Source organism: Flavobacterium luteolum (assembly GCF_027111275.1).
In the GTDB taxonomy this organism is placed as follows: domain Bacteria; phylum Bacteroidota; class Bacteroidia; order Flavobacteriales; family Flavobacteriaceae; genus Flavobacterium; species Flavobacterium luteolum.
The window spans coordinates 1,758,850-1,772,742 of the sequence record NZ_CP114286.1 but is presented as its reverse complement, the minus strand read 5'-3'; the positions used below and the strand labels follow the sequence as shown (position 1 = coordinate 1,772,742).

Here is a 13,893-nt window from a genome sequence, read left to right as displayed (position 1 = left end):
TTATTTTCACGTAAGAAAAATATTTGTAAAAAAATTGGCACGATTTTGCTTACTCGAAAAATTGCAAATAATCGCCTCTAGTAAATCCGGAATGCTAGTCCTTATTTGAAGCCTATAACCTTTTATTAATTTTTTAAAAACTTACTTTATGAGAAATCTTAATTTCTTTATGATGGCATTCCTTGTACTTACTATTTTTAGCTGTAAGAAAGCGTATGCACCAGACCAAAGTTACGAGGCAGTTGATTCTGCTGCGGCTGTGACCGATGCAATTCCAGAGGAAATGTACATTGAACCGAATACAGAAAGCTACGCAGGATTAGAAGAAAATCCGTTTGAATCTCCACTAAAAGAACCACTTTCTACTTTTTCCATCGATGTTGATAATGCGTCCTACACCAATATTCGCCGATTTATAAACGAAGGGCAAAAAGTTCCAAAAGACGCTGTCCGTGTGGAAGAAATGATCAACTTTTTTAAATACAAATATCCACAGCCAGATGGCCAGCATCCATTCGCAATTAATACAGAATACAGCGATTGTCCGTGGAATAAAAACAGTCGATTGCTAAAGATTGGTTTACAGGGAAAGAATGTGCCAATGGCAAATTTGCCGGCTTCTAATCTGGTTTTTTTAGTGGATGTTTCTGGTTCTATGGATGAACCAAATAAATTGCCTTTGCTTAAAGAATCCATGAAAATTTTGGTAAAAGAACTGAGAAGCATTGATAAAGTTTCGATCGTAGTTTATGCAGGATCTGCGGGAGTCGTTTTAGAGCCAACTTCTGGCGATAATAAAGATGAAATTATGGATGCTTTTGACGATTTGCATGCTGGAGGAAGTACAGCAGGAGGAGAGGGAATCGAATTGGCGTACAAACTTGCACAACAAAATTTCATTAAAGAGGGAAATAATAGAGTGGTAATAGCTACAGATGGTGATTTTAATGTTGGAGCTTCTTCAGATGATGATATGCTAAAATTGATTGAACAAAAAAGAGAGTCTGGAGTTTTCTTAACCGTTTTAGGATTTGGAATGGGGAATTATAAAGACAGTAAAATGGAAATTCTGGCCGATAAAGGAAATGGAAATTACGCTTATATCGATAACATTCAGGAAGCAAACCGTTTTCTTGGAAAAGAATTTAAAGGATCTATGTTTGCTATCGCGAAAGATGTAAAAATTCAAATTGAGTTTAATCCAAAACATGTTCAGGCGTATCGATTAATTGGTTATGAAAACCGAAAGCTGAATGCTGAAGATTTTAAAAATGATAAAATTGATGCGGGTGAATTGGGAAGCGGACACTCAGTTACCGCTTTGTATGAAATCGTTCCAATAGGTGTAGAAAGTGACTATGTTCCGTCAGATCTGAAATACACTAAAACAAAACAAGCAGAGGGAAATTACAGTGATGAATTGGCGACAGTAAAATTTAGATATAAAAAACCTGATGGCAACAAAAGTATTGAAATCGTAAATATTATAGCAGATCAGAAAACAGATTTAGAAAATAGCTCTCCAGATTTTAAATTTACAACTGCGGTTTCTTGGTTCGGATTAAAATTGCGTGAATCAAAATATATAGCAAACAGTTCAAGTTCGGACATCAAAAGATTAGCAAAATCTGGTTTGTCAAATGATGAAGATGGTTACAGATCTGAATTTGTTCGATTGGTTGATGCAGTGAATTAATCAGTAAATTTCAAAAAAGAAAAATTCCAAACTCCAACTTAAAATTGGAATTTGGAATTTTTTATTTGAATATTTTTAAAACCTTATTTTACTTCTTTGATTGTTGCCGATTCAATCCAGCCTTGAGTTCCATCTGTCAATTCGATTTTTTTCCAGCCTGCAACACTTTCCAAAACATAAACTTTTGCCCCTTCGTGCAATAAAATAATTCCGTTTGAAGATTTTTGAGGCTCATGTCTCACTTGGCTTAATTCAGAAAAAACAATGGCAACACGATCGTTTTCAAAATGACTTTTTTCAGACATTCCAGCCGAAATGCTTAAAGCAAAAGCTACCAAAATGATAAACATTCCGACAAAATAAATCCTTTTTGCAATTGTAACGCTCGAAAAATAATATCCAATAAAACTCAATAAAAACACAAAACCAAGGACAACAGAAATTTTAGCCCAAGTATTATAATCAAAAATGGAAGTAAAGTTCTGAATCAGTTTTGCAAAACCAACTTTAGGCACTTCTTTGATTTCGTCAATAGTTAGTTTTTTGGCAAATTTTAGATTATTTAAAGTCTCTGGATCATTTGGTTTAAGCACCAAAGCTTTTTCATAATTATAAATCGAAGGCGCAACCTGATTTAGTTTGTAATAACAGTTTCCAAGATTAAAATACACTTCGGCAGAATGTAATTTATCTTCCTTTATGATGTTCTCATAAACCTGTGCTGCTTCTTTATATTGCCCTTTTTGGTACAATGCATTGGCCGATTCAAAGCGACCTTGCGCAAAGAAAACCTGCGTGACGAATAAAAAGAGATATAGTATGTTTTTCATCTTATTTTGTTTAAACCTAACAGGTTTTCAAAACCTGTCAGGTTTGTTTTATTACATTTAAACAATCTGTTTTTCTAATTCAGAAATAATCATAACCGCTTTATCATAATCCTGCTGAATTGAAGCGCTCGATGCTGGTGCATAACGTGCAAATTCGCAGTTTTCAGTCAAAGCAATAAAATTCTGAACCGTTTCTGCATTTGCATTTCTAGATAACAATAACTCTCTAATATTGTCTTTACTCATTTCTGAAGTTTCAATATGTAGTTTTGCTTTCAAGAAATTATGCATTGCTTTTTCAAGTGCGATATAGAAAGGCTCTTTGTTGTTAAGATGTTTCTTCGCTTGCGATAAATATTTCTTAGCCAGCTTATTGTTCATTCTAATTCTATTTCCAGTAACATCACTATCCATAGCCTCTTTTTTCTTTCTAGCTAAAATGATGATCGGAATAATGATAAATGGAGCTAACAACAATCCTAAATATAGATTTGAATCATAAAAATCTTTTTTCGCAATAGGAATTAATATTGTTTTAGGTTTTATGTTTTTGAATTGATCAGCTTTGGCTACAACATTTTTAGATGCTGCTCCTGTATTTGCTTCCGCTGGCGTTGGTCCGTCTAAAACATCAACCATAATTTCTTTTGAAGTAATGGTTTTATATGTGCCAGTACTCAAATCAAAATAAGAAAACTGCATTGGTTTGATCGCATACTTTCCTCTGTATTGCGGTACAATAGTATATTTATCTGTAATTCTTCCAGACATGCCAGTCAAAGAAGTGGTTACGTTTTCATCGTGAACTGGATCATACATTTCCAGCGCATTTGGAACAACTGGTTTTGGAAGTGTGAATAACTTCATGTTTCCACTACCTTGTGCGCTTACGATTAAGTCAAGTCCTTCACCATTTTTAAGTGTTGTTTTTGATGGAGTAACGGTAAAATTAAATCTTCCGACAGCACCCGTAAATCCTTCTGGTTTGTTTGTTTCTGGAAGCGGTCGCACATTGATTGTTTTTGCTCCGGCAGAAACTACCTTATTGTCTTCTGCAATAATCATTTGACCAAACATGTCACGACGATTTGTTGGTAACTGTACGCCAATATCTAGTGAAAGAGGCTCAATTGTAAGTCTTCCTGATTTTTGAGGATATAGAATAGTCTTTTTTAAGATTACATAATAAGCTTGCTGGCCTTGGTAAGAACCTTGCTGTACAGAAAGTTGCTTAACATCAATGTTCTGATTCCAGAAATCATTGTATTTAGGTTTTGCTAATTCTTTAAAACCAGTAACGCCAATATTATTGAAATACAGCTTGTAAACGACTGTAATAGGTTCGTTTAGATAAGGGTTTGTTTTTGAAATTTCAGCAACAAGTTCCAATAATTCATTTCCAGAACCTTGTGGTCTGTCATTTGGATCTCTTTCTTGAGCCACAGCATTGGTTACTGTAACCTTTATCGGATTGGTTTTGTAAACCTGTCCATTGAATTCTATAGCGGCCTGTTTTATTGTTAAGGCACCTTTTCTTTCAGGCTGTAAGATATAGGAGTATATTTTTTGAAAAGAACTGCGTCCGTTTATCCAAGATTGGCTAATCTGTTGGCTTGGTCCCGCAACCATTTTAAATCCGTCAAAAGAAGGTTGCTCGAAATTATCTCCGTCCACATTCATGACGAAGTCTATACGAAGTCTTTCATTTATTCCAAGCGAGTTTTTGCTGACTCTGGCTTCAAATTGTACTTGAGCCATAAGTCCTTGAAAAGTGATTAGAAATAGAATTAAATATCTTTTCATTACTTGTTTTAGTCGTTGTTTGTTTAACTGTTAAACCGTTTAATCGTTTTGTAATAACAAATAAACGATTAAACGATTCAACTTATTTTACCAGTCTTTTTCTGTTTTCTTAGGACTACCTTTTACTTTTTGAGCGTTTACTTTGTCCTGAATTTTCTTTTCTTCATTATTAACCGCATCTAATAAATTCTGAACACGCTCTTTTGATATTCCTCCAGGCTGTGGTTTTGGCTGGCCTTGATTGTCTGATTTGTCGTCTTTCTTAGGATCATTTTGGCCATCTTTTTTGTCTTTGTCTGGATCGCCTTTATCGTCTTTTTTATCCTTGTCTTTATCTTTATTTTTATCCTTGTCCTTGTCCTTGTCTTTGTTTTTATCCTTATCCTTGTCTTTGTCCTTATTTTTATCTTTCTGATCGTTTTTAGGAGGATTTTCTTTTAGCTTTTGTTTTGCATAAGCGTAATTGTAACGTGTTTCCTCATCGGTTGGATCATTACGAAGCGCTTGTTTGTAAGCTTCAACTGCCTGAGTATAATCTTTCTCTTTCATGAAAGTGTTTCCAAGATTATGATAAGCCTTGTGTTTTTCAGGTCTTGTTTTGGCATTTTTTATCGCTTTCGCGTAAGCAAATTTAGCTTCCGAAATCTGATTTTGTCTGTAAATCGTATTTCCTAAATTATAAGGCGCTATTGATTTTTTAGGAAATTTTGATTCCGAAATTCTATAGTTTGCCTCAGCATCAGTAAATTTATTCTGCTTATATTCTTCATTACCAGTAGGCAACGTTTTGTCTTTCTCTTGAGCAGAAACTGCAAAAGAAACGGTTAGTAAAATATAAAGGAGTAAATTTTTCATTCTAATTTTGTTTTCTGTTCTGAATTTCACTCTGAACATTTATTTCTTTTCATTAAATAAATCCAACTCTTTGATCCAGCTTGTTTTTCTTTCTAATAAGAAAATGTCTAGGAAAAGCAATAAAAATGCAAATCCGATAAACCACTGAAACTGCGATTGAAACTCGGCCATTTGTGTTGCCTCAAATTCTGTTTTCTGAATATTGTTTAAAGCATTTTTGACATATTCTAAAACTTCTTTTGTGCTTGCGCCATAAACATAACCACCTTTTGTTGCTTTTGCAATTGTTTTTAAACCTTCTTGATTTAATTTGGTAATTACGGTTTCTCCGTTTTGATCTTTCTGATAGCCTCTTACAACACCATTTTCTTTTAATGGAATTGTTCCTCCTCTTTCTGTACCAACACCAATTGTAATGATTTTCATTCCTAGTTTATTGGCTTCTTCTGCCAGCTGCACCTTCAGAATGATCTTCGCCATCAGAAATCAGAATTAATAATTTGCTGGTTTTACTTTTTTCATCAAAGTAAGTCGAAGACAATTTAATCGCCTCGTCCAAAGATGTTCCTTGAGACGAAACCATTCCTGGACTCATACTTTGTAACAACATTTTTGCAACGCTGTAATCTGATGTAATTGGTAAAACAGGGAAAGCGCTTCCTGCGTAAGCTACGATTCCAATTCTATCGCTTCCTAAATTATTAATGATCTGAGAAACCAGCTGTTTACTTTTGTCTAGACGACTAGGAACGACATCTTCTGCCAGCATACTTTTAGAAACGTCAATAGCAAAAACGATGTCGATACCTTCTCGTTTTACGGTTTCCATCTTGGTTCCAATCTTCGGATTTACCAAACCGATAATCAAACAGGTAAGTGCCAAAAGGATAACTACAATTTTTAAAACAGGTTTAAAAACCGATTTCTCTGGGCTTAATCTTTTTACCATTTCCAAGTCACCAAATTCACGCTGTGTTCTTCTTTTCCAATACATATTGAAAAGGAAAATGCACACCACAATTGGGATAAGCAGTAAGAGATATAAATATTTTTTTTCGTCTAATTCCATTTTTTAATTCTAGTTTTCAGTCCCAATTTTTGGTCACAGTTTTCAGTTGTTTACTGTAAGCTGCGACTGCGACTAAAATATTAAATAAAGCTTCTATAAACCGTATTTCTTAATCCAACTTCTAGTAACAGCAAAAAGCCTGCAAATAAAACAAAAGCTCTGTACTTTTCATCATAATCATAGAATTTTAATTCTTGAATTTCTGTTGTTTCCAGTTTATTGATTGAGTTGTATATTTCTGCTAATTTATCGTTACTTGTAGCTCTAAAGTATGTTCCGTCTGTTTTTTGGGCAATACTTTTCATCAGCCTTTCATCGATTTCAACTTTTTGCATTTTGAATAAGAAACCTCCGTTTGGTGCGTATGCGTATGGAGATTCTGCCATTCCGTTTGTTCCAAGACCAATAGTGTAAACTTTTATTCCGTATTGTTTTGCAATATCAGCGGCAGTTTCTGGCTCGATAAATCCAGCATTATTTACACCATCTGTAAGCAAAATAATAACGCGGCTTTTTGCTTTACTGTCTTTTAGACGATTTACAGCAGTTGCCAATCCCATTCCAATTCCAGTTCCGTCTTGTAAAACCGTATCGTATTTAATGCCTTTTATAGCTTCAAGAATGATTGCTTTATCACTTGTTACAGGAGTTTTGGTATAGGCTTCAGAAGCGTACAAAACCAATCCGATTCTATCATTTGGTCTTTCTTCAACGAAATCTGCTGCCACTCTTTTTAAAGCTTCCATACGGTTTGGCTTTAAATCTTTTGCCAGCATAGATCCAGAAACGTCAATTGCCATTACAATATCAATTCCTTTTGTTGTTTTGGTTTGGTTGCTAATGTCTACTGTTCTTGGTCGAGCCAATGCTATAATCAATGAACATAAAGCAAGAATTCTGAAAACGTATAAAGCAGGTTTGAACTTGGTCCAAAACGATTCATTATTTTGGAATCCTGCTGTCGAACTCATTTTTAAGGTAGCCGACTGCTGGTTGCGTTTCCAGAAAAACCAGATTATCGCAATCGGAATTAATAGAAACAACCAAAGAAACTCTGGATTTAAAAAAGTGATCTTGCTCATTAGTTGTTTGCTCTTTGAAGTTCAACAGAATTTAGTATTCGGGTAGTGATTTCATTTGCATAAGTATCGCCTTCTTCATGTAAAATCAAAATTTGCTGTAAACCTTGATCTTGTTTGAAAAGCAGTAATTCATAATACGCCTTCGTACTTGTTTTGGTTGCTGGATTCAAAACAGTCATTGTTCCGTAACCTTTTACTCCCTGAATACCTTCATTTGTTTGAAAATCTTCTTGTTTTAAAATAATATTTTGTCCGCCTTGAGCCTCGATAATTTTTAGATTACCCTCAAGAGTTTTACTTAGATCAATATCTGTTGGCTGTTTGAATTTGGATGTTGAAACGGTTACAAAAAAATTGTCAATCATACTTCCGTATGTAAAAAGTTGCATTTCTTTGATAAGTGCCATTGCTTCTTTTGGAAGTACTTTTTGAGCATCCATTCTTTTTAAAACCTTTGGAGTTTCAATAATAACAGCTGGGCTTCCGTAAGCACTTTTTACCCATTCGCCTTCTAATAATTCTTTTGAAGGATGTCCAATTATATTGTCTTTTACATAATTGAATCCTTTGGTAACCACAAAGAACGTTGTTGTAGCAAACAATAAAAGTATGATAGCACCAACCGCATAACCAATTCGTGCATTACGTTGTTTTTTAAGCTGTGCCTGAATCTGTTTTTGTCTTTGCGCTTCGTTTAATAGTTGATTTTCAATATCCTCAGGAACTTCTGTCGGAATTGCATTATCAAGCGTTAAAATTACTTTCTGAATTTTATTTTTATCCTCTTTAATTTCAAATTCAAGCGGTTTCGATTTTGCAAATTTTACTAAATCGGCCTGACGTAAAACGCGTTCTAGATTTTCAACTGTTTCTGGCGTAAGCGTCATTTTCTTTTTAGTAGAAGCATCTCTAATTGCTGAAATTAACTCAGAAGTAGTACTTTCCATTGCTGGAATATGAATCGCTTCTTCGATATAATTACGTGCAATATCAGTTAATTCACTGTAGTATTCTTTAATCTCACCTTTTTGAACCAGTTCTTTTTGTTCTAAGTTGTTTAATAAGCTTGTCGCTTTTTCGATAGGTGTTTTGTAAACTTCCTCTTCGATTTTTTTGAGCTGACGTTTTTTAACGTACCAATAAACAAAGACTCCGATTCCGATAATCACTAAAGCGATTAAAACATAAATCCACCAATTGCCGATGCCTTCGTCAACAGTGGAAATATCTTTAATATCGTACATTTTTTGCTGTAGTGTGTCCACTTTTACATTGGCAACTTCAACTTTAATAGAATCGCTATAAAAAGGCTTTTTATCTATTAAAATCTTAACACTTGGAATTGTATAACGACCAGAATCAAACTGTGTTAAACCATATTTTTTGATTAACTCATAAGTATCATCTTTCTTAACCGTATCAACTGGATAAGATTGAATTACTTCTAATGGTCCAATGTTTTTAAGCTTTGGAAATTCAACTTTTGATTTTGAGTTTACGACCGTTTTTAGTGTCAGTTTGAACTCTGCACCAATTTTGTTTTTTGTAGTATCAATGCTTGTTTCTACTGGTTTTTGCTGAGCAAAAATCATAGTTGAAAAAAGCAATAAAAATATATAAAGTTTAAATTTCATTTGATTAGTGATTGAAGATTAACGATTTTTGATTTTTGATTTTTCCAAGGATTGTCAATAGTTTTCTAAAATTGTAATCTTTAATTTTTATGAATTATTTTTTGATGTTTTAATGCTGGATACAAAAATGGAAATTAATTGATTTGCTTCTATTTTTACCTGCATTAAACTTTCTCTGTCTGTCGATAAATTTGCTTTTTCTATTATTTTCAAACAAACAAATGTTTCTCTTAATTCTTTCAGACAAATTCCCATTTTATGAATAAAATCTTTTTTACTCTCTGCACTTTGTGCTTCACCGTAATTTAGCGCTGGCGATGTTCCCGATCGAATTATTTGCCCAGATAAATGATTTCCTGCATAATTTTTTTCAAACTTACTTGCTATAATTATAATTGTTGCTGCAAAATCAATCAATCTATTTTCTAATTCTTGCTTAGTCATTTCTTAAATACTTCCTTATAATCTCAAATCTCACACATCATAAATCAAAAATCGTTAATCAAAAATCAAAAATCTTACCTCGATTTAAAATAGCCTAATAATTTAGTAACGTAATTTTCGTCTACTCTGGTATTAACAATTCCTGCTCCAGATTTACGGAAAGTATCTTTAAAATAATTTAGTTTCTCCTGATAGTGCTTTTCATAATTCATACGAACAGCTTTTGAACTTGTATCAACCAATTGTATTTTTCCAGTTTCTGCATCTAGCATGTTTACCATTCCTAAATTTGGAATTCTTTCTTCACGGATATCATACACACGAACACCAGTGATGTCATGCTTCTTAGACGCGATTTTTAAAGTGTGCTCATAAGAGTCAGACATAAAATCGGAAATCATAAAAATAATAGCTTTCTTTTTCTGGGTTCCAGATAAAAATTTCAAGGCTTGAGCAATGTCCGTTTTATGACTTTTTGGTTCAAATTCGATCAATTCACGAATGATGCGAAGCACGTGCGAACGTCCTTTTTTTGGCGGAATATATAATTCTACAGTATCAGAAAATAATATTAAACCAATTTTATCATTATTCTGTGTAGCCGAAAAAGCCATCGTTGCCGCAATTTCGGTTACAATGTCTTTTTTAAATTGATTTTTAGAACCAAAAGATTCCGAACCCGAAATATCAACCATTAAAACCATGGTTAATTCGCGTTCTTCTTCAAATACTTTAACGTGAGCTTCGTTGTAGCGTGCGGTTACATTCCAATCGATGTTACGAATATCATCTCCGTATTGGTATTGACGCACCTCGCTAAACGTCATTCCTCGTCCTTTAAATGAAGAGTGGTATTCTCCCGAAAAGATGTGATTACTCAGTCTTTTCGTTTTGATTTCTATTTTCCGTACTTTTTTTAAAAGCTCTTTTGTATCCATTTGATTTGTTTAAAGTTTAAAGTTTAAAAGTTTCAAGTTTGCCTTGCAACAACTTGAAACCTGAAACTTGAAACAAATTTTTAAGGTACCTCAATCTCGTTAACGATTTTGTTGATAATGTCTACAGAAGTGATGTTTTCTGCTTCTGCTTCGTAAGTGATTCCAACTCTGTGACGTAACACATCGTGAACAACTGCACGAACGTCTTCTGGAATTACATAACCACGACGTTTGATGAAAGCATAGCATTTTGCAGCATTAGCCAAGTTGATACTTCCACGAGGAGAAGCCCCAAAACTGATAAGCGGTTTTAAATCGGCTAATTTGTATTTTTCTGGATAACGAGTAGCAAAAATGATATCCAAGATATATTTCTCAATTTTTTCGTCCATATAAACTTCACGAACAGCTTCTTGCGCACGTAAAATCTGATCTACAGAAACTACCGGATTTACTTTTTCATAAGATCCTTTTAAGTTTTGGCGAATTACAAAACGCTCTTCATCAATTTTTGGGTAGTCGATTACAGTTTTTAGCATAAAACGGTCAACCTGTGCTTCAGGAAGTGCGTATGTTCCTTCTTGTTCAACAGGATTTTGTGTTGCTAATACTAAAAACGGACGATCTAGTTTAAAAGTAGTGTCACCAATAGTAACTTGTTTTTCCTGCATTGCTTCCAAAAGTGCTGACTGAACCTTAGCAGGAGCACGGTTAATCTCATCGGCAAGTACGAAATTGGCGAAAATTGGTCCTTTTTTAATTGAGAACTCGTTTGCTTTAATGTTGTAAATCATGGTTCCGATAACATCGGCTGGTAATAAATCTGGCGTAAACTGGATACGGCTGAAAGAACCCTGAACCGCTTGAGAAAGCGTATTAATGGCTAAAGTTTTTGCCAGACCTGGAACTCCTTCCAATAAAATATGCCCCTGTCCAAGTAATCCGATCAATAGACGCTCGACCATATGTTTCTGACCCACAATAACTTTGTTCATTTCCATTGTAAGAAGGTCTATAAAAGCACTTTCTCTTTCAATTTTTTCATTTATCGCTCTAATGTCTAAAGTCGTTGTATTTTCTTCCATATAAATATTTTTAAAACCTTGATTTTTACGCCTTATTTTTGAGAGTGCAAATTGAATATTTTTTGAGAAGTAAGATGTTAAAGAATGGTTAAAACTTCGACCAATGACTTAATTTTAAGGACTAATTGTGAATCTATTTTTATATTTTTAAGAACTTTGATGATTATGCTTTAGTAAAGCATAATTATTACCAAAAATAACGCATAATTATTATGAGCAAAACAGTCTTATCGCCTATAATTTCGGGCACTATGAATTGGGGAGTTTGGGATAAAAACCTTACAACCAAAGAAATGGAAAACATGATACAGGTAAGTATCGAAAACAAAATTACGACTTTTGATCACGCGGATATTTACGGTTCGTATACGACCGAAGCCGATTTTGGAAAAGCCTTTCACGCAAGTAAAATTGATCGTGAAAAACTACAATTAATTACCAAGTGCGGAATTCAGATGATTGCTGAAAAACGCCCTGAAAACAAAATCAAACATTATGATTATTCTAAAGACTATATTATTAAGTCTGTAGAAACATCTTTGAAGAATTTAAAAACAGATTATGTAGATGTTTTTTTACTTCATAGACCAAGTCCGTTAATGCAGGCTGATGAAATTGCCGAAGCAATCGAAAAGTTAAAAGGAGAAGGAAAAATTATCGATTTTGGACTTTCTAACTTTACGAGCTCTCAAACCGAATTAATCCGTAGTAAAACAGAAGTGAGCTATAATCAAGTACAATTTTCGGCAACTCATTATGAAGCAATGACAGATGGAAGTTTAGATTATATGCAAACACATGGAATTCGTCCGTTGTCTTGGAATCCGCTTGGAACTGTTTTTAGAGAAGATACCAAAAAAACACGTCGTTTGAAAAAACTGTTTTCTGAATTAGTAGAAAAATACCATTTAGGGTCTGATACTTTATTATTAGCTTGGATTTTAAAACACCCTGCCAAAATAATTCCTATTGCGGGAACTGTAAATATTGCCAGAATTCAGTCTTTAATGAAAGCAGTAGAATTGGAAATGGATACGCAAGACTGGTTTGCAATCTGGACAGAGAGCATGGGCGACGATGTGCCTTAATTTTGTACTATTCTGAAAATGATATACCTAGAAAAATTTGAGAGAAAAGATTACTTTGAATTGATCAATTCTGTCAAAAGCGCAAAAGATTTAATGCAATTTGGCGGACCAGAGTTTACTTTTCCTTTAACAGAACAGCAGATAGATAAAACACTTTCTGATGAAAACAGAATTGCTTTTAGAGTTGTAGATGTTTCTAATGGAAATACTATTGGACATTGCGAAATTTATTTTTACGACGGTTTTGCAAAATTAGGTCGAATCTTAATTATGGATAAAAACCAAAGAGGAAAAGGAATTGGCGAACAAATGGTAGCTTTATTGCTGCAATATATTTCTGAAAACAGAAAAGAAAAAAAAATCGAATTGAATGTTTTTGATTTTAATATCGGAGCTCAAAAGTGTTATGAAAAAGTTGGGTTTACTTTAAATCCCGATAAAAAATACTTAAGAGAAGTAGATGGAGAAACTTGGACAGCGCTCAATATGGTGTTGAATTTGGAGGAGTGGAAAAATAAGAATTAGAAATATTTTACCAAAGATTAAAGAATCATTTTAATCCTTTAATCTGTGGCAAAAAATCTTTTTTAAAGAAAAAATAATGAAAAAAACAGTTTTAATTACTGGTGCAACAAGCGGAATTGGAAAAGCAACTGCTCAGATTCTAGCAAAAAACAATTATAAAGTTATTCTTTGCGGAAGACGTACAGATCGTTTGGAAGAACTTCAAAAAGAACTTTCGGCTTTTACAGAAGTTCATTCTTTATCATTTGATGTCCGAAACAAAGAAGAAGTTTTAAAAAAAATAGGAGCTTTGCCAAATGATTTTTCTACAATCGACGTTTTAATTAATAATGCTGGAAATGCCCACGGTTTAGATCCGATTCAGAACGGAAATTTAGATGATTGGGATGCCATGATTGATATTAATGTGAAAGGTCTTTTGTATGTTTCAAAAGCGATAATTCCGCAAATGGTCGAAAGACAATCGGGACATATTATTAATATTGGTTCAACAGCGGCAAAAGAAGTTTATCCGAATGGAAATGTATACTGCGGTTCTAAACATGCGGTTGATGCTATAACTGCTGGAATGCGAATCGATTTGAATCCGTTTGGAATTCGAGTTGGAGGTATTCATCCAGGAATGGTAGCGACAGAATTTAGCGAAGTACGTTTTAAAGGTGACGTTGAAAGAGCAGCAAACGTCTACAAAGGGTTTGATCCATTGCAAGCAGAAGATATTGCCGATATTATTCATTTTGTGGTTTCGAGACCTTATCATGTAAATATAGCAGATTTGGTTGTTATGAGTACAGCGCAGGCGTCTTCGACGATTGTTAAAAAGAATATTTAAAACTAGATGGTT

At 33.8% G+C, this 13,893-nt stretch carries 12 protein-coding genes and 1 pseudogene; 4 read left to right on the top strand and 9 right to left on the bottom strand.

Going from position 1 to position 13,893, the window contains the following annotated elements; all coding sequences use genetic code 11:
- The first annotated feature begins 148 nt into the window (after positions 1-148).
- Positions 149-1,696, top strand: coding sequence for a vWA domain-containing protein (locus OZP10_RS07670; protein ID WP_349293757.1), 1,548 nt, complete (start codon positions 149-151; stop codon positions 1,694-1,696).
- Between the two features lie 83 nt (positions 1,697-1,779).
- Here the strand turns inward: OZP10_RS07670 and OZP10_RS07665 are convergent, their stop codons facing one another.
- The 9 genes and pseudogenes from OZP10_RS07665 to OZP10_RS07625 form a co-directional block, all read right to left on the bottom strand.
- The gene (locus OZP10_RS07665; RefSeq protein WP_281634147.1) at positions 1,780-2,526 is read right to left on the bottom strand and encodes a tetratricopeptide repeat protein; all 747 of its coding nucleotides are present in this window, start codon (positions 2,524-2,526) and stop codon (positions 1,780-1,782) included.
- 57 nt (positions 2,527-2,583) lie between these two features.
- Positions 2,584-4,329 carry a BatD family protein gene (locus tag OZP10_RS07660; protein WP_281634146.1) on the bottom strand — a complete coding sequence of 582 codons (1,746 nt, stop codon included), beginning with the start codon at positions 4,327-4,329 and terminating at the stop codon, positions 2,584-2,586.
- 87 nt (positions 4,330-4,416) lie between these two features.
- The gene (locus OZP10_RS07655) at positions 4,417-5,184 is read right to left on the bottom strand and encodes a tetratricopeptide repeat protein (RefSeq protein WP_281634145.1); all 768 of its coding nucleotides are present in this window, start codon (positions 5,182-5,184) and stop codon (positions 4,417-4,419) included.
- A 39-nt stretch (positions 5,185-5,223) separates the two neighbouring features.
- A pseudogene (locus tag OZP10_RS07650) lies at positions 5,224-6,253 on the bottom strand (vWA domain-containing protein).
- 80 nt (positions 6,254-6,333) lie between these two features.
- Positions 6,334-7,335, bottom strand: a complete 1,002-nt coding sequence (locus tag OZP10_RS07645) for a vWA domain-containing protein (protein ID WP_177211764.1) — start codon at positions 7,333-7,335, stop codon at positions 6,334-6,336.
- Complete coding sequence (locus tag OZP10_RS07640; protein WP_281634144.1) at positions 7,335-8,969, bottom strand: hypothetical protein; 1,635 nt, start codon at positions 8,967-8,969, stop codon at positions 7,335-7,337. The genes OZP10_RS07645 and OZP10_RS07640 overlap by 1 nt, the downstream gene beginning before the upstream one ends.
- A gap of 87 nt (positions 8,970-9,056) precedes the next feature.
- Positions 9,057-9,413, bottom strand: coding sequence for a four helix bundle protein (locus OZP10_RS07635; protein WP_095953888.1), 357 nt, complete (start codon positions 9,411-9,413; stop codon positions 9,057-9,059).
- A gap of 74 nt (positions 9,414-9,487) precedes the next feature.
- Positions 9,488-10,351 carry a DUF58 domain-containing protein gene (locus OZP10_RS07630; protein ID WP_095928411.1) on the bottom strand — a complete coding sequence of 288 codons (864 nt, stop codon included), beginning with the start codon at positions 10,349-10,351 and terminating at the stop codon, positions 9,488-9,490.
- Between the two features lie 80 nt (positions 10,352-10,431).
- Positions 10,432-11,436 carry an AAA family ATPase gene (locus OZP10_RS07625; RefSeq protein WP_177211766.1) on the bottom strand — a complete coding sequence of 335 codons (1,005 nt, stop codon included), beginning with the start codon at positions 11,434-11,436 and terminating at the stop codon, positions 10,432-10,434.
- Positions 11,437-11,648: 212 nt separating this feature from the next.
- Here OZP10_RS07625 and OZP10_RS07620 point away from each other — a divergent pair, with 212 nt between their 5' ends.
- The 3 genes from OZP10_RS07620 to OZP10_RS07610 all read left to right on the top strand — a co-directional run bounded on the left by OZP10_RS07620 (position 11,649) and on the right by OZP10_RS07610 (position 13,881).
- Entirely contained in the window at positions 11,649-12,524 is an 876-nt protein-coding gene (locus tag OZP10_RS07620; protein WP_281634143.1) for an aldo/keto reductase, read from the top strand.
- Between the two features lie 18 nt (positions 12,525-12,542).
- Positions 12,543-13,049 (top strand): GNAT family N-acetyltransferase, encoded by a 507-nt coding sequence (locus tag OZP10_RS07615; RefSeq protein WP_281634142.1) that lies wholly within the window; start codon positions 12,543-12,545, stop codon positions 13,047-13,049.
- A 76-nt stretch (positions 13,050-13,125) separates the two neighbouring features.
- Positions 13,126-13,881, top strand: a complete 756-nt coding sequence (locus tag OZP10_RS07610) for an SDR family NAD(P)-dependent oxidoreductase (protein ID WP_281634141.1) — start codon at positions 13,126-13,128, stop codon at positions 13,879-13,881.
- The last annotated feature ends 12 nt before the right edge of the window (positions 13,882-13,893 follow it).

What these genes read in the sequence shown, in the direction of transcription:
- OZP10_RS07655 (WP_281634145.1), bottom strand. Translation starts at nt 5,184, where the DNA reads ATGAAAAATTTACTCCTTTATATTTTACTAACCGTTTCTTTTGCAGTT.
- OZP10_RS07645 (WP_177211764.1), bottom strand. Translation starts at nt 7,335, where the DNA reads ATGAGCAAGATCACTTTTTTAAATCCAGAGTTTCTTTGGTTGTTTCTA.
- OZP10_RS07610 (WP_281634141.1), top strand. Translation starts at nt 13,126, where the DNA reads ATGAAAAAAACAGTTTTAATTACTGGTGCAACAAGCGGAATTGGAAAA.
- OZP10_RS07670 (WP_349293757.1), top strand. Translation starts at nt 149, where the DNA reads ATGAGAAATCTTAATTTCTTTATGATGGCATTCCTTGTACTTACTATT.
- OZP10_RS07615 (WP_281634142.1), top strand. Translation starts at nt 12,543, where the DNA reads ATGATATACCTAGAAAAATTTGAGAGAAAAGATTACTTTGAATTGATC.
- OZP10_RS07660 (WP_281634146.1), bottom strand. Translation starts at nt 4,329, where the DNA reads ATGAAAAGATATTTAATTCTATTTCTAATCACTTTTCAAGGACTTATG.
- OZP10_RS07635 (WP_095953888.1), bottom strand. Translation starts at nt 9,413, where the DNA reads ATGACTAAGCAAGAATTAGAAAATAGATTGATTGATTTTGCAGCAACA.
- OZP10_RS07665 (WP_281634147.1), bottom strand. Translation starts at nt 2,526, where the DNA reads ATGAAAAACATACTATATCTCTTTTTATTCGTCACGCAGGTTTTCTTT.
- OZP10_RS07620 (WP_281634143.1), top strand. Translation starts at nt 11,649, where the DNA reads ATGAGCAAAACAGTCTTATCGCCTATAATTTCGGGCACTATGAATTGG.
- OZP10_RS07630 (WP_095928411.1), bottom strand. Translation starts at nt 10,351, where the DNA reads ATGGATACAAAAGAGCTTTTAAAAAAAGTACGGAAAATAGAAATCAAA.
- OZP10_RS07625 (WP_177211766.1), bottom strand. Translation starts at nt 11,436, where the DNA reads ATGGAAGAAAATACAACGACTTTAGACATTAGAGCGATAAATGAAAAA.
- OZP10_RS07640 (WP_281634144.1), bottom strand. Translation starts at nt 8,969, where the DNA reads ATGAAATTTAAACTTTATATATTTTTATTGCTTTTTTCAACTATGATT.